The organism is Bradyrhizobium sp. dw_411, from assembly GCF_018449695.1.
In the GTDB taxonomy this organism is placed as follows: domain Bacteria; phylum Pseudomonadota; class Alphaproteobacteria; order Rhizobiales; family Xanthobacteraceae; genus Bradyrhizobium.
This window is the reverse complement of the sequence record NZ_JAAVUY010000004.1, coordinates 61168-81000: the sequence shown is the minus strand read 5'-3', so window position 1 is coordinate 81000 and position 19833 is coordinate 61168. Positions and strand designations below refer to the sequence as shown.

Genomic DNA, 19833 nt, shown 5'->3' with positions numbered 1-19833 from the left:
TTAAATCCTCTCGGCGTGGCCGTTAAAAAGGAAACTGACGCTTCCCCATCTGGATCGTCACCCATTTGACCTCGGTCATTTCCTCGAGCGAGTAGCGCCCACCCTCGCGGCCGAAACCGCTGTTCTTGGTGCCGCCGAAAGGTGCATGGGGCTCGTCGGAGATCGTCGCGTCGTTGACGTGCACCATGCCGGATTCCAGTCGCATCGAGATATCGAGCGCCTTCTGCATGTCGTTGGTAATCACGGCGGCGGAAAGCCCGTATTCGGTGTCGTTGGCGATGCGAAGCGCATCATCCGCGTCCTTCGCCCGAATGAGTGAGACCACCGGCCCGAAGGTCTCCTCGTGGTAGATGCGCATCGATGGTTCGACGCCGGTGAGGACTGTCGGTTGATAAAACTGGCCTTCGTGGGTACCGCCTGCCACGACTTTGGCGCCCTTCTCGGTCGCGTCCTTGAGCTGGCCGTCGATGAAGCCGCATTGCCGCGCGCGGATCAGCGGTCCAATCACCGTTTCAGGATCCCTGGGATCGCCGACCTTGATGCCGGCGGTCTTGATCTTGAATTTCTCGGCGAAAGCGTCGAACAGCGGCTCCTCGACGATGACCTTGGAGCTGGCCATGCAGACCTGTCCCTGATGCAGATAGACCCCGAAAGCGGCGGCATCGACCGCGTAATCGACATCGGCATCCTTCAACACGATCAGGGGGCTCTTGCCGCCCATTTCCAGCGTGAATTTCTTGAGATGCTTTCCAGCCTCCGCGGCCAGATGACGGCCAGTGCGGGTCGAGCCGGTGAAGGTGATCATTTTCACGCGCGGATCCGCGATCAACCGATCCCCCACTTCCGCAGGTACGCCCGGGACAACGTTCAGCACGCCAGCCGGAAGGCCTGCCTCCTCAAAGATATCGGCAATCAGCGCGCCCGAAACGGGCGTCTCTTCGGACGGCTTGAGTACGAAGGTATTCCCGGCCGCCAGCGCATAGACGATCTTTTTCATCGACAGCAGGAACGGCGAATTGAACGGCGCGATCCCGGCGATAACGCCAAGCGGCTTGCGCAGCGAGATCGAAATTTGCCCGGGCATGGTCATCGGCATCGTCTCGCCCATGACATGACGAGCGTCGCCCGCGGCAGCGCGCAGTGCATCGAGCACGTATTCGATTTCCCACAATGCCTTGGAAAATACCGAGCCGCATTCCTCGATCAGCATGTCGCGGATTTCGGCCGTCCGTCGAACGATGACGTCCACCGTACGCAGCAGTATGACCTCCCGTTCGGCAACCATGGTTTTACCCCAGGTCGCCGCCGCCGCATCGGCAGCCGCGATGGCTTTATCTACTTCCTCGGCGCCCGCTTGTTGCGTGCGCGCAAACACCTTCCCCGTCGCCGGGTTGATATCGTCCGCCAGAATGTTTCGTGACGACCTTATCCATGCGCCATTGATGAAAAGCTTGTAGTGCGGCAGACCGTCAATGACGTCGAACGAAGCGGGATTCATGAGAGACTCCTGGAAACAAAAGTAGCGGCATGATCACGTGGGAGTTTTCGTAATTTCTAAAAATTCTGAACTTCTTGCCGGTCGTTCAGTCGCGAATTCGTGATAATTTCCTTCGCTATATACCATTACATATATCGATGGGGCGATGTTTTGTGGATTGCCTGAAAACGAGGACTTTGCTGGTTATTCTCTGAGCAAAACACATGCTGCCGAAGGCAGTTCGCGTGGCAAAATGCGCGGAGCCGCGCTCACCGGATGGCAACTGCCTCAGTCTTATGCGGGCACGGAAATAAGCGAAAAATGCGCCTCACAACAAGTTCATTGTCTCAATCACAGGATCGAACTATCTAACCTGAGGCGCTATAGGGCGTCTTCACGAGAAGCTATTCGTTGCCCGCCACCCGACCGCTCGACGGCAGGATGAAGTCCCTGCAATCGCGGAAGGGGTTTTCGCGATCGGCTAACGTTAGGCGGGATTAGGAAATACAATGACCACGATCGATGCGGGTAAGTCCGGCAGCTTCAAAATCGGCAATGAATTTGACGTCAATCGTCTCGGTTTCGGTGCGATGCGAATCACCGGTGACGGAATCTGGGGTGAACCCAGGGATCGCGCGGAAGCGATCCGCACCCTCAAGCGGTTGCCTGAAATTGGCGTGAACTTTATCGATACCGCGGATTCCTATGGTCCCGACGTCTCGGAAAAACTGATCCACGAGGCGTTGCATCCCTACAAAAATCTACTGGTGGCAACAAAGGGCGGCCTTGAGCGGCCCGGGCCAAATAACTGGGTCCCGAATGGACGTCCGGAATACCTCGTCGCTGAGGTTCACAAGAGCCTGAAGCAACTCGGCGTTGAGCAGATCGGCCTGTGGCAGCTCCATCGCATCGATCCAAACGTGCCAAGCAGCGAGCAATTCGGCGCTATCCGCTCCCTGCTCGATCAAGGCCTCATTCGCTGTGCGGGCTTGAGTGAGGTATCGATTGCCGAGATCAAGTCGGCTTCCCAGATATTCAAGGTTGCGACGGTGCAGAACCGTTACAACCTCGTCGATCGCGGCAGCGAAGACGTTCTCGACTATTGCGAGCAGCAGCACATTGGCTTCATCCCCTGGTTTCCCTTGGCGGCGGGCGATCTCGCCAAACCTGGCTCGCTTTTAAATGCGATCGCGGCAAAGCACGGGGCTGCCCCGAGCCAGATCGCGCTGGCCTGGGTGTTGAAGCGAAGCCCGGTGATGTTGCCCATCCCCGGCACGTCAAAGGTCAAGCATCTGGAAGAGAACGTCGCTGCGGCGGATATCGTCTTGTCGGACGGCGAGTTCGCGGCACTGGATGAGGCTGGCAAAAAGCACGCTTCGAGCTGACACTGCCAAACCCTGAAAGCACTACAATGCAACGATCGTTAACGCTGCCCGGCGTACGGGCTGGCTCCATTCCGGTATTGGCCGTCGCTTGCGGCGTGATGGTCGGGAATATCTATCTGTGCCAGCCGCTGCTGGCGCAAATGGCGCAGCAATTCGGCATTGCCGAGAAAGCAGCCTCGCTTGTCGCTGTTGCGACCCAGGTTGGATATGCGCTCGGCATTCTGTTGATTGTTCCGCTTGCCGATATGGCAAAGCCCGCGTTGCTCGTCCGGTCGCTGATGGCGGTGACAGCGATTGGCCTCGCCGCGGCGGCATTGTCGCCAAACGTCCCGGTTCTGCTGGTTGCGAGCGTATGCTTTGCGACCGTCACGGTGATCCCGCAAATCCTGATGCCATTGGCGCCGACCTTGGTCGCGCCGGAGAATCGTGGCCGCAGCCTCGGCGCCCTTCAGATCGGGCTCGTGCTGGGCATTCTTCTCTCACGCACCATTTCGGGCGCTGTGGCGGGGTTCAGCGGATCATGGCGCGCGCCATACGCTTTAGCCGCGGCCCTGACCACGATCCTCCTCTTCATCGTGCCGCACTTCCTGCCGGAGGCGAAGGAAAGAGCACCGACACGTTATCGGGATCTTCTCGCATCGCTGCCTTCGCTGCTGCGTCACCGATCGCTTTTGGTCTCGATGGGGATGAATTTCTGCATCTTCGGAGCCTTCTCCGCGTTCTGGGCAACGCTGGCATTTCACCTGGAAACGCCGGCCTTCGCACTGGGGCCGACGGCTGTGGGGCTTTTTGGGCTGTGGGGTGCGCCCGGAGCACTTGTCGCGCCCGCCGCAGGGCGCTTTTCAGACCGCTTCGGAACCGCACCCGTGAATGCCGCCGCGCTCTGCGCAACGGCGCTCAGCTTTGCGATTGCGGGAACATGGGGCGCGGCCTCCATCATCGGCCTGGTCGTCGCCGTCAACTTGCTGGACTTCGGGTTGCAAAGCGGTCAGGTCGCCAATCAAACCAGGATCTTTGGAATTGACCACACGATCCGAGGGCGGCTCAACACGGTCTACATGGTTGCGACCTTCTCAGGCGGAGCCATTGGCGCCCTCACTGGAGGCCTCGCCTGGACGTTGGGTGGTTGGTCCGGCGTCTGCCTGCTTGGCGGCGGATTGGCGATCGTCGCCGCTATCATCTTGACGACAGATACATTCGCAACCACCCGCATTGCGCCACAACAAAGCGACGTGGAATGACGGTCCGTTGTCCGTAGCCCGATCATCGCCGGAAGTATAAGCCCCGAGGGCGTCGCATCCCCCGGGGCAAGTCACTTCACAAAGCACGTCACTTCAAAGGAGCCGCCGTCAGATCGGAAACTGACGCTGGCCCCGCTGCACGGTGATCCATTTGAGTTCGGTCATCTCTTCCATCGAGAAGCGACCGCCTTCGCGGCCATAGCCGCTGTTCTTGACGCCACCAAAGGGTACGTGCGGTTCGTCCGACACCGTGCAATCGTTGAGATGGACCATGCCGGATTCGAGCCCGAAGGCCAGGTCGAGCGCCTTCTGCATGTTGTTGGTGATCACACCCGATGACAGGCCGTAGTCGGTGGCGTTGGCGAGCTCCAGCGCCTCTTCGTGGTCGCGAACCTTGATGATCGAGGTGACCGGGCCGAAGCTTTCTTCATGGAAGATGCGCATGTCGGACGTGACGCCGCTGAGAACGGTGGGCCAATAATACTGATCCTTGTGGGTGGCTCCGCACATCAGTTTCGCGCCCTTGGCGACGGCGTCTTCGACATGGCCATCGATCACGGCGCACTGGGTGCCGCGGATCAATGGCCCGATCACAGTATCGGGCTCGCGGGGATCGCCGACCTTGAGGCTCTTGGCGACCGCGGCGAAGCGCTCGCAAAACGCATCGAATATCGGCTCCTCGACCAGAATGCGCGAATTCGCCATGCAGACCTGACCCTGATGGAAAAAGATACCGAACGCCGCGGCTTTCACCGCGTAGTCAACATCCGCATCGCCCAATACGATCAGCGGGCTTTTGCCGCCCATCTCCAGCGTGAAGCGCTTCAACGTCTTGGCCGCTTCCACCGCCAGCATGCGACCGGTGTGGGTCGAGCCCGTAAACGTGATCATGCGCACGCGGGGATCCTTGAAGATCGTCGCGCCGATCTCGGCGGCCGGCCCTGGAATAACGCTGAGCAAGCCCGGCGGGAGCCCGGCCTCGTGGAACACTTCCGCGATCTTTAGTCCAGTGACGGGCGTGAGTTCGGACGGCTTGAGGACAAATCCGTTGCCCGCGGCCAATGCCATCACCACTTTTTTCATCGCGAGCAAAAATGGTGCATTGAACGGCGCGATCCCCGCGATCACGCCGAGCGGCTGGCGAATGGTGAAACCGAATTGCCCGGGCGCGGTCAGCGGCATGGTCTCGCCGGGCGAGCGGCGCATTTCGGCGGCAGCGGTGCGCAACAGGTCAAAGCAATAGCCGACCTCGAACCCGGCCTTGCCATAGACCGATCCGGACTCGGCAACCAGGACCTCGGTGATCTCCTGGGCCTTGGCGCCGAGCACATCGGCCGCCTTCAGGAATATGGATTCCCGCTGCGAAACCGGCGTCTCGAACCAGCTCTTGTAGGACTTGTGAGCCGCTGTGATGGCCTTTTCGGTTTCGGCTGCGCCCGCCTGCTGGACCCGCGCGAAAAGCTCGCCCGTTGCCGGATTGGTGCTTTCCGTGGCGTCGTTGCGCAGCGAGCGCACCCACTCACCGGCAATGTAGAGATTGTAGTTCGGGACTCCGTTGATCATCTCATGCGATGCGGCCATGTGATCTCTCCTTGTGCGGGGATGCGTTAATTTCGTCGGGATATAGCGCCGGTCCCAGGGAATGGCGCTTATCTCTGGGCTTGAGGTTGGCTCCGGCCCGCGAGGGCGTCTTGACAGTTTGCAGTCACGATTTGACTTAAACTCAGATTTCTCGTCGACAGTCCGGATGCCCTATGATTAGATTTCGGCTCGTCGAAACAGATTTCACCGAGGTCCGCCGTGACTTCGCTGCCAGGCACGACACGGCATGGCAAAGCTGCCCTGCTGGCCGAATATGGGAAGATCGCGGGCCTGCTGACGACGGCAAGCGTGCCTGCGGCGCAGCGTCTCGATTTTTGGCGTGAAGTTGTGTGCCACACCATCGCGGGCGTCGAAGCAACTGCGCTTGGCGATGCGCATCCCTATGCTGGCGCTATCCACGCCCAGCCAATTCCTCTCGCGCATATGCCGAGCTTCGACCTGGTGCATGTCGAAGCCGATCCGCAGCGGGTTCGTCGCACCCGCGAATTGATCAGTATGCAGACCGAACCAACCTGGCTTCTGATGGTTCAGGAAGAAGGCACCTGCACGATCCGCCAAAGCGAGCAGCAGGCCACGCTCAAGCCGGGCGACATCGGCTTCCTCGATACCGCCCGCCCCTATGAGGTGATTTTCCCGCAGACGTTCCGGCAAAATATTCTCAGAATGCCCGCTCCGTTGTTCTATGACATCATGCCAAGGAGCCGCGATGTCGCCGGAATGGCGCTGTCCGGCGACGATGCGCTGACCGTGATCGCCCGTCAAAACATCGTTCTGCTTGAGCGTTTTGTCTCTGCGATCGATCCGATTCTTTTGCCCGCCGCTGCCAATCGTGCGCTCGATCACCTTGCGCTGGCTGCGCGATTTTTCTTCGAGGGCAATGCCGGTCGGCGCGGCCACAATCTATCCGCATCGAGCTTTGCGCGCGCATGCGCTTATATATCGCAGATGCTGGGGGATCCGCTTCTATCGGTCGAACAAATCGCCGCGGCCGTCGGAATATCCAGTGGACATCTCCAGCAAATCTTTCGGCAAAGCTCAGGCAGCACCGTCGGTGAATACGTCCGTGAGCGGCGCCTGGCATGCTGCCGCCGCGACCTGGCCGACGCCAGTCTCAATCACCAAAGTATCACGTCGATCGCCTTTCGCTGGGGCTTTTCGGAATCCAGCAGTTTCAGCCGTGCCTTTCGCACTGCCTTTCAAACAAGCCCGCGCCGATACCGGGACGCTTGCCGGCTGGATGCGTCTGAATAGCTATCCAGCAACGCAACATCCCCTACCCCCGGTGAATCGCTAAAGTTGACGCAAGGAGCGCCGGAGATTGCGGGCCGGCGCTCTGTCGAACGGCCTCCTCCTTGTTGAAGGTCTCCACCATCATCGAACGTAGCCATTGATTGGCCGGATCGCGGTGATAGCGAGCGGACCAGAACAGATTGATGGGGATTGACGGCAGTTCGAAAGGCACCGGTACGGACGACAAGTCGAAGGGACCGGCGCACCGGTTGACCAGCCGCTGCGGAACCGTCGTGATGAGATCGGTTTCGTGCAGGATATACCCGACCGACGCAAAATGCGGGATTCTCAATTTGACGTCCCGCGCGATGCCGCGCCGTTCGAATTCCTCATCAGCTACCCCGTGTCCGGTTCCTGCCGACACCACGACGAGATGTGAGGCTGCGACAAACTCGTCGAGCGTGATGTGCAATTTATCGAGCGGATGTCCGCGCCGGAACAGGCAGACATATTCACTGACGGTCAGTTGCCGCGTGAAGAAGTTGGTTTGCAGGTCCGGAAGAAGCCCGACGGCCAGATTGACCTGACCGTTCTCCATTTCCTCCCTCAGATGCAAGGCGTTATTGCGCACCGTGTTGATCGTGACCGAGGGCGCCACGCGTCCGACGGCGTCCATCATGCTCGGCAGGAAGTCGATTTCGCCGATGTCGGTCATCGCGATCGTGAACCGGCGTTTACTGGTCGCAGGATCGAAGGGATTCCCGACATCGAGCGCGCTTCGGATTTGCTCCAGCGCCTCGGAGATCGGGCCAGCCAGTTGCATGGCATAGGATGTCGGCTCCATGCCATGGGGGGTGCGGACGAACAATTCGTCGTTCAGAAGGCTGCGGAGCCGGTTGAGTGCGTTGCTGACGCCGGGCTGCGACATGCCGAGAATGTCGGCGACGCGCCGCACGCGCTTCTCACGGAACAGGTGCGAAAAGACAAGAAGCAGGTTGAGGTCGATTTTTTCCGGGTCCACAGCTTCACTATCGGTCGTCTTGAAGTCCAGGCCCCAGTCTAGAATCGTTGTATTTATATGGATATAGCGTATTAAGCTTTGTTCAATGGGTGTTTTGCGGATTGTTGCAGCGCAACATAAGCAAGATCATCCCGGGTGATAACGAACATTCAGCGCCTTTCGTCGCTTTGGGACGGAGGTCGCGTTACCTCTATCCATCAGGGAAGAAATGCGGAGGCGCGCCGATGCAACAGCAATCACCGATCCAGTCAGATGCCGATGTCGAAATGCCGGTATGGAGCCATGAAGGGTCCAGCCGGATACCTTTCTGGGCCTACACCGACCCGGAAGTTTACCAGCGTGAACTCCAGCGCATTTTCTACACCAAGCATTGGAACTATGTCGGCCTTGAAGCCGAAATTCCCAATCCCGGCGATTTCAAGCGCTCGTCTGTGGGTGAGCGCTCTATCGTCGTCGCCAGGGACACCGATGGTTCGGTAACTGCCGTCGAGAATATCTGCGCCCATCGCGGCGCCCAGTTCTGCCGGGAGAAATTCGGTAACACCAAGGAATTTCTCTGCCCGTATCACCAGTGGACCTACGACCTGAAGGGCAACCTGCAGGGCGTGCCGTTCCGCCGCGGCCTGAAAAAGGACGGCGAAGTGCGTGGCGGCATGCCGGCCGACTTCAAGCCGGCGGACCATCCCCTCAACAAGCTCAAGGTGGCCGTGCGCAACGGCGTGATCTTCGCGTCGTTCGATCACGACATCGAATCGTTCGAGAGCTATCTTGGTCCTGAAATCCTGGCCTATTTCGATCGCGTCTTTAACGGCCGCAAGCTCAAGGTCATCGGCTACTCGCGCCAGCGCGTGCCCAGCAACTGGAAGCTGATGCAGGAAAACATCAAGGACCCCTATCATGTGGGCCTTTTGCATACATGGTTCGTGGTGTTCGGACTGATCCGCGGCGATCAGAAGTCACGCCTCGTCACGGACGTGCATGGCCGTCACGGGGCGATGGCGTCCACCCGCGAAAAGGAGCAGGCGGACAGCGGCGTGACCAAAGGCGTCGCCAGCTTCAAGGAAGGCATGGTCCTGCACGATAAGCGGATCGTCGATGTCAAACCGGAAGCCTGGTGGAACGGACCGACCGTCGTGATGCTGACGTTGTTCCCGAACCTGATCGTGCAGCAGCAGTCGAACAGCATGTCCACCCGGCAGATCATGCCGCGCGGTCCCGGCTCGTTCGATTTCGTCTGGACGCATTTCGGCTTTGAGGAGGACGATCCCGACATGTCGCTGCGGCGCCTGCGGCAGGCCAACATGTTCGGACCGGCCGGCTACGTCTCGGCGGATGACGGCGAAGTGCTCGAATTCTGTCAGGAATCGTATGAGCAGGAACCGACCCGCAGCACATTGGCCGAACAAGGCGGCCGCGACTGGGGCGAAGTGAACCATTTGATCACCGAGAATCCGATCCGGGCCATGTTCTCTTATTGGCGAAAAGTGATGGAGATCTGACGATGATCGACGTGAGCAGCGGGTATATGGCGCTGCAAAACCTCTACAGCGAATACTCGGCCTGCCTGGATCAGGGCGATTTCGAGAAGTGGCCCGATTTCTTTCTTGAAGAATGCGAATATCGCATTCAACCGAGGGAGAACTACGATCGCAAATTGCCGCTTTCCATCATTTGGCTGGAAAGCAAGGGCATGCTCAAGGACCGCGTCTACGGCATCCGCGAGACGCTCTATCACGATCCTTATTACCAACGGCATATCGTTGCCGCTCCTCGCGTCCTTGCGGCCGATGACAACGAAATCCGTTCGGAGGCGAACTACCTCGTGCTGCGCACCAAGCAGGATGAATTCTCCGAGGTTTTCAACGTCGGCCGCTACATCGATGTCGTCCGCAAGACGGACGAAGGACTCAAGTTCAAATCGAGGCTGTGCATCTTCGACAGCGAATTGGTCCCGAATTCGATCATCTATCCGCTCTGAAGCAATCGATCATACAAGCGTCGCCGCTGCACCGTGCGCGCCAACATTTCCGAGGTATCTATGAGTGGAGAATGGCAGCGGGTAGCGGCGCGGACCGACGTGCGCGAAGGCGACGCCATTGCGGTGACAGTCGGCGAGCAGGAGATCGCGCTGTATGGCGTTGATGGCGAGGTCTACGCCACTGCGAACATCTGCACCCACGGCCATGCCCGGCTTTGCGAAGGATACCTCGAAGGCAATGAAATCGAGTGCCCGCTGCATCAGGGCCGATTTGACGTGACCAATGGACAGCCGACCCTGGAGCCGGTCACGGAAAGCATCAAAACATTTCCTGTCAAAATCGAGGACGGCCAGGTGCTGCTACTGATCGAGTAGCCAAAGCTCATCATCGGCGGCCCATCGACCCGCTGCGGCGATCGGCAGCGGGGTCAATCCTGGTTTCGTTTGTTCGATCTGCAGCAACCGCTTCGATCAGGGAGCGTACCCCGTCTTCTCATAGAAATATTTGAGCGCCTGCTCCCCTACGGCGACGTCTTGTACCGCCGTGCCGGCGCTGATTCCGACGCCGCCTACGATCTCGCCGCTGACCTTCACCGGCAGCCCCCCGCCGATTACGCTGAAATGCCCGCCGTTGGTGATGTGAATCCCAAAGGTGGGTTGCCCGGGCACGCAGAGTTGATTGTACACATGCGTTCCGTTGCGGGCGGCGGCGGCCGTGAATGCCTTGTCAATTGCGATGCTGACGCTGCTGATCTTGCCGCCATCCATCCGCTCGAAGGCGATCAGATAGCCGGATTCATCGACGACAGCGATGCACATGGGAATATTGATCTCACGTGACGCGACAATGGAGCCTTCGATAAGGATGCGGGCTTCGTCGATCGATAAACGCTTAACATTAAGCACGTAGGAGCTCCTTGCGCGTCAGGTCGGTGGTTGACAGAAAACGATGTAATGAAGCAAGCGCGTCGCCCGATACCGGGGCATAGGGAGGATATGGCTCGCCGGCCGGGATGCCGATGAAATTCGACGCGGCTTTCATGACGGCGGCTAGGCCGAACGGCATCCATTTCCCCGGAAACGTCGCAAACTGCAACTGCAATTGCGTCGCTCTCTCAAGATCGCCGGCCTCATAGGCATTGATAACGTGACGCGCAAGCTCGGCAGCCGGTGGCGGCAACGTAATTCCGGAACCGCCAAGCTGAAGGGTGATCAACAGCATCTGCATCGTGGTGAAGTACTGCGCGTAACCGGCATGATCGATCTCGACAATCAGTCGTGATACCCGCGCCAGGTCTCGCGAACTCTCTTTGATGCCGTGAATGAAATCGAGCTTGGCGAGCTCGATCGTCGCATCAATGCTGAGATCGGCTCCCGGGCCGGCGTTGAGATAGAGAATGATCGGCAGCGAGGTCTCGCGCCCGATCGATTCGAAATACGCGACCAACTCCTTCGTCGTCGGCACGCCACCGGTCGGCTTCTGCGGCGCGAGAAGCTGCAACTGCTGGGCACCTGCTTTTTCCGCGAAATGAGCGAGCTCGACGGCGATCCGGAAGGAAGGATGCGAAACTCCGACCGCGACCGGAATGCGTCCATTTACCGCTTTTATCGTTTGCTCGATGAGCGTCTTGCGCTCTTCGAAAGACAGGAACTGATATTCCTGCGCTTCAACGCCAGCCGCAATGATGGTTGTCGGACGAACCCGCTCGACGATGTAGTCGACACCGACGTGCAACGACTTGATATCGATCTTCAGATCGTCGGTAAAAGGAGTGAGTGGCGGGACCAAAAGACCAACATTCTTTTTCTGGTCCGCCTTGCGATGAACTTCGTTCATTCCGAACATCCTCTGCATCATTTTTTTTCTATGCATCACAGCGCAACAGTGATGCGCTTCACCGAAGCTTGACGGTCTGATTATATTCTCCATACAACAAGTCAACGCTATTGCAGCCGCATAATCGCAGCTGTTTCTGCATCATCGCACAAGGTATGACTTATGCTTCAAACGTCGCCGCGAGCTGATACAATTTTCCACGGCCCGCTCTCTTTCGAGAATAGTCCACTCGCACGTGCCATTCGTCAGCCAATGATGCTGGGCCTGTTCCTTCCGACACAGACGGGTGGATTCTCTCAATCGACTCTGCCGAGGGCGACCCGCTGGGATTTCGAATACAACAAGGCTCTTACATTAACGGCGGAAAAATACGGATTCGATTTCGTGTTTGGTCTGCAACAATGGCTTCCGAAGGGTGGATTCGGCGGAGAATCGCATTATCGCGAGAATTTCCTCGATCCATTCATCTCGACCGTAGCACTTGCGCCGGTGACGACGCGCATCATCACCATTTCGACAGTGCATGTGCTGTACGGTAACTGGCACCCGCTCCATCTCGCTCGTTTCGCCGCCACAGCGGACCACATCTCGGGCGGACGGTTCGGACTCAACATTGTGACGGGCTACGATGCGACCGAGCCACTGATGTTCGGTATGGATCGCATCGAGCACGATGCCCGCTACGATCGCGCCGGCGAATTTTCATCCATCATGGAACAGCTTTGGGCCGGCGAGGACAATATCACGTTCGAGGGCCGCTTCTACAAGCTCGAAGGCGCCTACGTATCGCCGCGCCCACTCTACGATCGCCCCATCATGGTATCGGCCAGTGCCTCGAAGGTCGGCTTCGACTATGCTGCACGCCATTCGGACATCGTGTTCACATCAAGTCCGGCGGGTGCGATCTTCGAGAATGCAATCAAGGCCCTGCCCGCTCACACCGCATCGATCCGCGCCTCCTATGCCGCGACCGGCCGCACCGGAAAAGTCATCATTTTCCCGCTGATCATCTGCAAGCCGACGCGCGCCGAAGCCCTGGCCTACCGCGACGCGATCGTCGAGCATGCCGACCTCGACTCGATACGTGGTTACACCGCACGCCATTCAGGCGGGGACGCAAAGGGCTGGGCAAAACACGTTCCGGCGGATCGCATCCTCGGCGGCCACATCCAGATCATTGGATCGCCTGAAGATGTCGCCGAGCAGATCCAGCAATTACACGACGCCGGCATCGACGGCATCCAGATCGGGTTTTACGACTACGCCCCCGAACTTGATTTCTTCGCCAGGAACGTGTTGCCGCTGCTCGAACAACGCAAGCTTCGCGTGGCGCAGACGTGAATCGCGATTTGATTCTCAATGCCACCGTCATGGGCCTGGGCATGCATCTGGGCGCATGGCGTTACGGCGACGCAGATCCATTCGCTTATACCGACATCGGCTACTACCAGGAGATCGGCCGCCTCGCCGAAAAAGGTCTTCTGCATGCGCTCTTTCTCGCCGACACGCTGGCGGTAAGCGAGGAGAACTTCGAGCGGCCCAATCTCGGGGCTATGGATCCCGCTACCGTTCTGGCTGCACTCGCCGCGACCACCAGCCACGTCGGCTTGGTGGCCACGGCCTCCACAACGTACAACGAGCCTTATAATCTCGCGCGTCGTTTTGCTTCGCTCGACCATCTCAGCCGCGGCCGTGCCGGGTGGAATATCGTCACCACTTTCGTGCCCGATGTCGCGGCGAATTTCGGCTCCGAAGCCTTGCCGCGCGGCGATGCGCGGTACGACCGGGCAGAGGAATTTGTCGATGTCGTGCGCAGCCTCTGGGGAAGCTGGGAACCGGGTTCGCTGGTCGGCAACAAGACGACGGGCACGTTCGCCGATAGCAGCCGCGTGCATGCGATCGATCATCACGGCAGTCACTTTGATGTCCGGGGTCCCCTCACACTTCCGCGCTCGCCGCAAGGCTGGCCGGTCCTGTTCCAGGCCGGCTCTTCCGGCCCCGGGCGCGAGCTTGCCGCCCGGGTCGCCGATGTCGTTTTCACCGCACGCAACACGCTTGAGGCCGCGAAGACTTTTCGGGACGACATCAAGACGCGCGCACAGACCTACCGGCGTGACCCGCACAGCATCAAGATACTGCCCGGCATTGTCCCCATCCTCGGCGGAACGGAAGCCGAGGCGCGCCGCCGCAAGGACGATCTTGACCGCCTTTCGGGAAATGCCGAGCTGCGCAAACTTGCGCTGCGCGTCGGCGTGCGCGTGGAGCAACTCGAACTCGATGCGCCGCTTCCGGTCGAGCTAATCGAGGCCAACAAGTCATTCCGCGCGTCCGAGGGATTTCGTTCCGCCGCGGTTAATCTGGCAACTTCCGAGCGGCTGACGGTTCGTGAAATTCTGTATCGCAACGGCGGCGGCCATCTTCAGGTGGTCGGCACTCCCGAACAGGTGGCCGACACGATCGCGCACTGGCACGAAGCCGGCGCTGCCGACGGTTTCAACATCATGATCGATGTACTGCCGGACGGCTTGAGCGAATTGGTCAGCGAAGTGGTCCCGCTGCTCCAGAAACGCGGAATCTTCCGCACCGAAATCGCGGGCGAGACGCTTCGCGAAAATCTAGGCCTTGGAGTTTACGAATGATTGTCTACAAGAATGACGGATCGATTGCCCGGATCACCTTCGATAGCCCCGGCACGTCAAACCGCTTCACCTACAAAATGATGAACGATTACATCGCGGCGTTACAGGACGCGACGGAGCGCGGCGCCATCGGTCTGGTGATCGATGCTAAAGGCGACGACTTCACGCTGGGCCGCGACCAGAAGGAAAAAATCGACATCAGCCGCCGGGACAATCTGTCGCTGATCCTGCGGGCGAACGATCTGCTGCGACGCTTTCCGGGCGTCAGCATCTCGCTCATCCAGGGCGGCGCAAAGGGTTTCGGCACCGGCGTGGCATTACACAGCTCCATCTCGATCGCCGCGGACACGGCGGTATTCGGATTCGACGAGATCAAGCACGCCCTGGCGCCGCTGATTGTCGTCCTCTATCTGCCGCACTTTATCTCGCCAAAGATCGCCAGCGAACTTTACCTGACCGGACGCGACGTGCCGGCGCACGAAGCGCGCGAACTCGGTCTGATCAACAGGGTTGTCAAGGCTGCGGACCTCGAGGCTGAGGCGCAGAAACTTATCGAGGAGATTAAGGCGCTTAATCCCTCGGCATTGCGTCTGATCCGCACATTCGAGAGCGAAAATGCGGAATATCCCAGCCACGAGCTTGGCCTGAAAGGCGTTAAGCAACTCGCCGACTGGCTCGACGCCGGCAGGCCATAGGCAGAGCCGCTTTCGCCGCCTGAGCGCCGGGGCTGCTCAGGCCGCGATGGCAGGGGCCGCCGCTTTCCGGCCTGCCTTATAAGAGCTGATAAGGCGAGCCCGATCCGCTGATATCCGGGGATCGCCGACGTCGATCAGATCACCGTGATGCAGGACCACGGCCCGTTGTGCTTCGGAAAACACGAGATCCAGATCGTGTTCGATCCACAGGACCGACAGGCCTTTCCGGCTGAGCGCCAGGCGAACCATCTCACCTATGATGGGACGCTCGTCATGACTGAGCCCGGACGCCGGCTCGTCAAGCAGCAATAGCTTCGGATCGCTCACCAATGCACGGGCCAGATCGACCCGGCGCAGGATTCCAAGCGGAAGATCGGCACACCGGCGGTCTGCCAGATGCTTCAAGCCGCAGAGTGCGATGATCTCGGACGCACGCTCGCGCGCTTCCCTTTCTTCGCGCCGGGCGCGTAGAGGTCTTGCGAGCATCCCCAGCACGTTCAGGCTGAACAGCGGTGTCCACCCCAACAAAATGTTATCGAGGACGGAGCGGTCCAGGATCAGATTCAGGCCTTGAAACGTACGACGCACGCCAACGCGCGCGATCTTGTGAGGAGGCAGGTGATCGATGCGGATTCCCCCAAGCGCAATGCGCGCCCCCTGCTGCGGCCGGTAGACACCGCTGACGCAATTCAATAACGCGGATTTCCCGGCGCCGTTCGGGCCTATCAGTGCCAATACTTCCGATTGGCCCACGCTCAGGGAAATCCGGTTGAGGACGCTCACTCCTCCGAACGCAAGGCTGACCTTGTCCAGTTCGAGTACGGGGCTATCCGCGGTAGCCGAACTTTGGTTATAGGGCATGCGCGATGACCTCTCCAACGCCCTGAGATGCGACAACGCCGAGCATCAAATCGTGAACGGCAGCGAGATTGGCCTCGTCGACACGATCTACTTTGCCGATGAGCCGGCCTCTATCGATAACGATCGCGCGCTCGACAAGCCGTGGCAGCCACTGGGAGTCGGATTCCGCGACGATCATCGTCAAGCCGAGATCGCGGCGCAATTTCGTCAGGCTGTCACAAAGGTTTTCAATCACCGGCGCCGCCAATCCGAGAGTTGGTTCGTCGAGCAGCAAGAGACTGGGCGAGGCCAGCAGGCTCATGGCTATCCCCAACATCTGTTGTTCTCCGCCGGACAAATTACCTGCGAGCGTAGTTCGACGCTCTGCGAGGCGCGGGAACCAGCCGAAGGCATCCGCCGCCGCAACAGTCTTCCGATCGCGCCGTCGCATGCCAATCTGAAGATTCTCCGCGACGGTGAGCAGGCTGAAAACCTTGTCCCGTTCAGGAACAAGGCGGATGCCGGCGTCGATATGATCAGGTACATCGCCCCATTGCAGGTCCCTGCCCCGAAAGACCGCCCTTCCTTCAATCCGCTGTCCTTTGCGCGCGATCCCGGCAATCGCGCTGAGAAGCGAGGTCTTGCCGGCCCCGTTGCCGCCGGCGACGGCCACGCTCTCACCCTGAGCGACGTCGAGGGACAAACGCTCCACCGCGATCTTGCCGCGATAGAGGATGCTGACCTCGCGAAGGGAAAGCCAGCTATCGTCAGCGCCCGGCATGGGTCACCTTCCATCGCATCAGCCAACCCGCGATCTGCTGCGGCCCCTGCAGCAACGCAAAGATCAGGATGATGCCGATCGCAACGCTCTCCAATCCGGCAGCCCGAGAGGTGGCATCGATCGCCAGCAAGCCCATCGCTGCGGAAATGAAGGCCGGGAGCAGAATGACGATATACGACGCCACGATTGCTCCAACGAGATTGCCGGCTCCCCCCAGCGCGGCGACCGTTAGATAAATAATAGCGAGCTGGACCGTGTAAGTGTCCGCCTGCACATTGCCGATATGATAGGCACCCAATGCGCCGGCAACTGCGATGACCGCCGAGGTCAGCGCGAACACCTGAACCCGGCTACCGGCGCCGAAAATGCCAAGCGCCGCGGCAGCCGTCGGGTGCACGCGAAGCAAGCTCCATTCTCGACCGATGTGGCTGCGCAAAAGAAAGCGGAAGATGCAAAATGTCAGGGCCATGAGAATGAGCACGAGGACCCACCATCGCACCAGCGTGTTGATGGTGACACCAAACAAGACGGGATCTTCGAGCATGAAACCCGCGGCATAGGTCAGCTTGAGATCCAGATCCGTTGCGACGACATGCACGACATTTTGCAGCGCCAGGGTACCAACCGCGAGATAAAGACCCGACACGCGGAGCGTCAGCGCCGCGACGATAACACCGGCCAGAAGTCCCAGGACCGCACTTACGATCATCGACGGCAGCAAGCCAAAACCCAATTGCGTAGCCAGAATGCCGGATGTAAACGCTCCGATCGCAAGGAAAGCCGCAGACCCTAACGACGGCAAACCGGCAGAACCCGATATCACCGTCAGAGCCATCGCTCCCACGGCCATCAGACCGCCGCTCACCGCCAAGTGCAACGCATAGGCGCCAAGATAAAACGGAGCCGCGGCAAGAATGACCAGAGCAGCAACGCCATACAGCTCTCTGCGCGGCCAATCCTGCGATCGCGTTGCGTGTTCCAGGCTCATGCTAGGTCCGTACAATGCGCTCGACTCGGGCACTCAGGCCGTAAGGCCGCAGGGCCAATAGCGCCACGAGCAAGCCGACAGGAACGACCGCGCTGTAGCGAACATCCAGGAACAGACTGGTGATGTTCTCGCCGGCCGCTAACAGCATGGCGCCGGCAATGGCGCCGCCCGGGCTCGTCAGCCCACCGATGATGGCAGCCACCAGACCGGAAAAGCCTACAGCCGTCCCTCCGGCCGATACGGATGAGATCGCACCCGACAAGACACCGGCCAGACCGCTGACAATTGAAGCCGCAATCCAGACAGTCAACATGCGGGAGTTGACGGGGATGCCGTTAAGGACGGCGAGTTCGCGGTTGTTCGCCAACGCCTGCAGTTCGATCCCAATGGACGTGTTGTAGAACAGCGCAAGAATGGCAAGAGCCACAATAGCGCCGACCGCAATGGATATGACGCTGATAATCGAGATCGACGCGCCGGCAACAGATATCGTTCCGTTCGGAAAGGGTAATTGCTCAACCTGTCCGCCCCAGATCACGCTGATGCAGCCGGCGAAGAAGATGGCGAGCGCAATCGTAATTGCTGTGCCGGTGAAGGGATCTTCCTGCTTCTCTTGTCCGAGCACGAAGAAAAGCACGATCCCGATCACCGTATCGAACAGGAGCGTCATGGCGACAGCCAAGACTATGCCGCCCGCGGTGGTACCCGTCCAGTGTAACACTGCAGAAAGAACATAGGCCGACATCACTCCGATCTCACCTACACAAAACAGCAGGATCCGGCTGGTCCGATAGGCAAACACGATCGCGAGCGCGAACAGCGCATAAACAACAGCCGTACTCAGCGTATTGATCGCATACGGCAAGACAGTCATATGTCTACTCGCTGATCTTGCCGTTGCTCCCGATATGCAACCAATCGCCGACAGCGCTGAACGTGCGCGCCTTGTTGTCGTATTTATAAAGCCGGTACGCACTCGGACCGTAATGATCGTCGGCGGCGAGCTGGATGGGCACACCGGTCAGCCCATCGGTATCGACGTTGATCTTCTCAAGCGCGGATTCAAAATTTGACGGTTTCGCGCAGCCGCTGTCGCATTTGCGCAGGGCTTCGGTGATTACCAGGCCCAGGGCCCATCCGCCGGGATAGCTGGACGTCTGGTCATTCAGTCCGCCCTCCTTCAGCGCAGCCCGAAGAGCCGTCAATGTGGGGCTGCTTCCGTCCTGGACACTGACGTAGCGTCCATAGCTGTACACGGTTAGCTTGGAGTCGGGTGGCGTCGCCGCACGCACTGTATCGTCGCCAATACCGGTGTCCATTGACAGGAAGATGCCGCCATATCCGGAACCAGCAAGCACGGGCAGCAACGACGCAACGTGAGCCTGTCCAAGGCACATGGTCACGACATCGGGATTCGCCCTGACGATCCGTTCGACGACGGCGCGGAAATCCCGCTGTTGTATCGGGACGGTAAGAGTCTCGGCCTGGGTGAAGCCGTGCGCCTTGGCCGTATCTACGATTTTCTGGCATGACAGCATCGAGCCAGGCACCTCAAAGGCAATGCAAATCGTACTTTTGCCCTGCGGACTAACCTGTCGTGCAAGATAGCCGCCGACGGTACCTGCCAGCGAGAGCTCCAGTCCAACTCCGAACGCGCCCTCCTTGGCTGGCGGCAGAACAGTTGGAATATTGATCGGGTAACCGGCAAGAACAGGGATGCCCAGCTTCTTGGCTGACGCATACACAGCGGCATGCGCGTTCGTCGCGGCGAGGCCGAGAATGCCAATCACCTCCTGACGACCGAGATCTTGAACCGCGTCGAGTGATCGCTGCACATCGCTCTGCGTATCCCGAGCGAGGATTTCCACCTTCCTGCCGTTGACGCCACCCTTCTTGTTCAATTCGTCGACGTAAAGCCGGAATGCATCATAAGCCGGCTTGATCGTCGTCTGCTGCGGACCCGACGCGTCAACCAGATAACCCAATCGATAAGGCGGTTGATCTGCGGCGCCGGCGGGCTCCACAAGAAACAAGATTGCGGCGAGAACCGCGAATATCGAACGCGACCAGACATTTCCGGCGCCGGCCTCAATCGATAATCTTCGTGGCATGGCGTTGC

General features: G+C 59.4%; 19 protein-coding genes. 8 read left to right on the top strand and 11 right to left on the bottom strand.

Features of this window, described 5'->3' with window-relative positions:
* Positions 1-22: 22 nt before the first annotated feature.
* The gene (locus HB676_RS07660) at positions 23-1498 is read right to left on the bottom strand and encodes an aldehyde dehydrogenase family protein (RefSeq protein WP_213737111.1); all 1476 of its coding nucleotides are present in this window, start codon (positions 1496-1498) and stop codon (positions 23-25) included.
* A 488-nt stretch (positions 1499-1986) separates the two neighbouring features.
* On the opposite strand from HB676_RS07660, the gene HB676_RS07655 reads away from it, so the two are divergent.
* Both HB676_RS07655 and HB676_RS07650 read left to right on the top strand, forming a co-directional pair.
* Positions 1987-2862 (top strand): aldo/keto reductase, encoded by an 876-nt coding sequence (locus HB676_RS07655; protein ID WP_213737110.1) that lies wholly within the window; start codon positions 1987-1989, stop codon positions 2860-2862.
* Between the two features lie 26 nt (positions 2863-2888).
* Positions 2889-4103: an MFS transporter gene (locus HB676_RS07650; RefSeq protein WP_213737109.1), complete on the top strand. Its 1215-nt coding sequence runs from the start codon at positions 2889-2891 to the stop codon at positions 4101-4103.
* A 108-nt stretch (positions 4104-4211) separates the two neighbouring features.
* Here the strand turns inward: HB676_RS07650 and HB676_RS07645 are convergent, their stop codons facing one another.
* The 3 genes from HB676_RS07645 to HB676_RS07635 all read right to left on the bottom strand — a co-directional run bounded on the left by HB676_RS07645 (position 4212) and on the right by HB676_RS07635 (position 7956).
* A complete protein-coding gene (locus HB676_RS07645; RefSeq protein WP_213737108.1) occupies positions 4212-5684 on the bottom strand; it encodes an aldehyde dehydrogenase family protein in 1473 nt (490 codons plus the stop codon).
* Between the two features lie 204 nt (positions 5685-5888).
* A complete protein-coding gene (locus HB676_RS33730; RefSeq protein WP_249780126.1) occupies positions 5889-6602 on the bottom strand; it encodes a hypothetical protein in 714 nt (237 codons plus the stop codon).
* A gap of 376 nt (positions 6603-6978) precedes the next feature.
* Positions 6979-7956 (bottom strand): LysR substrate-binding domain-containing protein, encoded by a 978-nt coding sequence (locus HB676_RS07635; protein WP_213737106.1) that lies wholly within the window; start codon positions 7954-7956, stop codon positions 6979-6981.
* Between the two features lie 224 nt (positions 7957-8180).
* Between HB676_RS07635 and HB676_RS07630 the strand changes: the two genes are divergently transcribed.
* Genes HB676_RS07630 through HB676_RS07620 form a run of 3 tightly spaced genes read left to right on the top strand, consistent with a single transcriptional unit; the run spans position 8181 to position 10309 of the window.
* On the top strand, positions 8181-9455 hold the full coding sequence (locus tag HB676_RS07630) for an aromatic ring-hydroxylating dioxygenase subunit alpha (protein WP_213737105.1): 1275 nt from the start codon (positions 8181-8183) through the stop codon (positions 9453-9455).
* A 2-nt stretch (positions 9456-9457) separates the two neighbouring features.
* Complete coding sequence (locus HB676_RS07625; protein ID WP_213737104.1) at positions 9458-9934, top strand: aromatic-ring-hydroxylating dioxygenase subunit beta; 477 nt, start codon at positions 9458-9460, stop codon at positions 9932-9934.
* A gap of 60 nt (positions 9935-9994) precedes the next feature.
* Positions 9995-10309 (top strand): non-heme iron oxygenase ferredoxin subunit, encoded by a 315-nt coding sequence (locus tag HB676_RS07620; protein ID WP_213737103.1) that lies wholly within the window; start codon positions 9995-9997, stop codon positions 10307-10309.
* Positions 10310-10405: 96 nt separating this feature from the next.
* On the opposite strand, the gene HB676_RS07615 is transcribed toward HB676_RS07620, so the two are convergent.
* On the bottom strand, positions 10406-10840 hold the full coding sequence (locus HB676_RS07615; RefSeq protein ID WP_213737102.1) for a heme-binding protein: 435 nt from the start codon (positions 10838-10840) through the stop codon (positions 10406-10408).
* Positions 10833-11771, bottom strand: a complete 939-nt coding sequence (locus HB676_RS07610) for a dihydrodipicolinate synthase family protein (RefSeq protein WP_213737101.1) — start codon at positions 11769-11771, stop codon at positions 10833-10835. The genes HB676_RS07615 and HB676_RS07610 overlap by 8 nt, the downstream gene beginning before the upstream one ends.
* Positions 11772-11933: 162 nt before the next feature.
* Here HB676_RS07610 and HB676_RS07605 point away from each other — a divergent pair, with 162 nt between their 5' ends.
* Genes HB676_RS07605 through HB676_RS07595 form a run of 3 tightly spaced genes read left to right on the top strand, consistent with a single transcriptional unit; the run spans position 11934 to position 15105 of the window.
* Positions 11934-13112, top strand: coding sequence for an LLM class flavin-dependent oxidoreductase (locus tag HB676_RS07605; protein ID WP_213737100.1), 1179 nt, complete (start codon positions 11934-11936; stop codon positions 13110-13112).
* A complete protein-coding gene (locus tag HB676_RS07600) occupies positions 13109-14410 on the top strand; it encodes an LLM class flavin-dependent oxidoreductase (RefSeq protein ID WP_346347285.1) in 1302 nt (433 codons plus the stop codon). The genes HB676_RS07605 and HB676_RS07600 overlap by 4 nt, the downstream gene beginning before the upstream one ends.
* On the top strand, positions 14407-15105 hold the full coding sequence (locus HB676_RS07595; RefSeq protein WP_213737099.1) for an enoyl-CoA hydratase/isomerase family protein: 699 nt from the start codon (positions 14407-14409) through the stop codon (positions 15103-15105). The genes HB676_RS07600 and HB676_RS07595 overlap by 4 nt, the downstream gene beginning before the upstream one ends.
* A gap of 36 nt (positions 15106-15141) precedes the next feature.
* On the opposite strand, the gene HB676_RS07590 is transcribed toward HB676_RS07595, so the two are convergent.
* The 5 genes from HB676_RS07590 to HB676_RS07570 are packed head-to-tail and all read right to left on the bottom strand — an operon-like array spanning position 15142 to position 19738.
* A complete protein-coding gene (locus HB676_RS07590; protein WP_213737098.1) occupies positions 15142-15966 on the bottom strand; it encodes an ATP-binding cassette domain-containing protein in 825 nt (274 codons plus the stop codon).
* Positions 15956-16726: an ATP-binding cassette domain-containing protein gene (locus HB676_RS07585; protein ID WP_213737097.1), complete on the bottom strand. Its 771-nt coding sequence runs from the start codon at positions 16724-16726 to the stop codon at positions 15956-15958. Before HB676_RS07585 ends, HB676_RS07590 begins: the two co-directional genes overlap by 11 nt.
* Complete coding sequence (locus HB676_RS07580) at positions 16713-17714, bottom strand: branched-chain amino acid ABC transporter permease (RefSeq protein ID WP_213737096.1); 1002 nt, start codon at positions 17712-17714, stop codon at positions 16713-16715. Before HB676_RS07580 ends, HB676_RS07585 begins: the two co-directional genes overlap by 14 nt.
* 1 nt (position 17715) lies before the next feature.
* Positions 17716-18588, bottom strand: a complete 873-nt coding sequence (locus HB676_RS07575) for a branched-chain amino acid ABC transporter permease (RefSeq protein WP_213737095.1) — start codon at positions 18586-18588, stop codon at positions 17716-17718.
* A 4-nt stretch (positions 18589-18592) separates the two neighbouring features.
* Positions 18593-19738, bottom strand: coding sequence for an ABC transporter substrate-binding protein (locus HB676_RS07570; protein WP_346347299.1), 1146 nt, complete (start codon positions 19736-19738; stop codon positions 18593-18595).
* Positions 19739-19833 lie beyond the last annotated feature (95 nt).

What these genes read in the sequence shown, in the direction of transcription:
- HB676_RS07655 (WP_213737110.1), top strand. Translation starts at nt 1,987, where the DNA reads ATGACCACGATCGATGCGGGTAAGTCCGGCAGCTTCAAAATCGGCAAT.
- HB676_RS07630 (WP_213737105.1), top strand. Translation starts at nt 8,181, where the DNA reads ATGCAACAGCAATCACCGATCCAGTCAGATGCCGATGTCGAAATGCCG.
- HB676_RS07605 (WP_213737100.1), top strand. Translation starts at nt 11,934, where the DNA reads ATGCTTCAAACGTCGCCGCGAGCTGATACAATTTTCCACGGCCCGCTC.
- HB676_RS07650 (WP_213737109.1), top strand. Translation starts at nt 2,889, where the DNA reads ATGCAACGATCGTTAACGCTGCCCGGCGTACGGGCTGGCTCCATTCCG.
- HB676_RS07625 (WP_213737104.1), top strand. Translation starts at nt 9,458, where the DNA reads ATGATCGACGTGAGCAGCGGGTATATGGCGCTGCAAAACCTCTACAGC.
- HB676_RS07590 (WP_213737098.1), bottom strand. Translation starts at nt 15,966, where the DNA reads ATGCCCTATAACCAAAGTTCGGCTACCGCGGATAGCCCCGTACTCGAA.
- HB676_RS07645 (WP_213737108.1), bottom strand. Translation starts at nt 5,684, where the DNA reads ATGGCCGCATCGCATGAGATGATCAACGGAGTCCCGAACTACAATCTC.
- HB676_RS07610 (WP_213737101.1), bottom strand. Translation starts at nt 11,771, where the DNA reads ATGAACGAAGTTCATCGCAAGGCGGACCAGAAAAAGAATGTTGGTCTT.
- HB676_RS07620 (WP_213737103.1), top strand. Translation starts at nt 9,995, where the DNA reads ATGAGTGGAGAATGGCAGCGGGTAGCGGCGCGGACCGACGTGCGCGAA.
- HB676_RS07575 (WP_213737095.1), bottom strand. Translation starts at nt 18,588, where the DNA reads ATGACTGTCTTGCCGTATGCGATCAATACGCTGAGTACGGCTGTTGTT.
- HB676_RS07595 (WP_213737099.1), top strand. Translation starts at nt 14,407, where the DNA reads ATGATTGTCTACAAGAATGACGGATCGATTGCCCGGATCACCTTCGAT.
- HB676_RS07580 (WP_213737096.1), bottom strand. Translation starts at nt 17,714, where the DNA reads ATGAGCCTGGAACACGCAACGCGATCGCAGGATTGGCCGCGCAGAGAG.
- HB676_RS07660 (WP_213737111.1), bottom strand. Translation starts at nt 1,498, where the DNA reads ATGAATCCCGCTTCGTTCGACGTCATTGACGGTCTGCCGCACTACAAG.
- HB676_RS07585 (WP_213737097.1), bottom strand. Translation starts at nt 16,726, where the DNA reads ATGCCGGGCGCTGACGATAGCTGGCTTTCCCTTCGCGAGGTCAGCATC.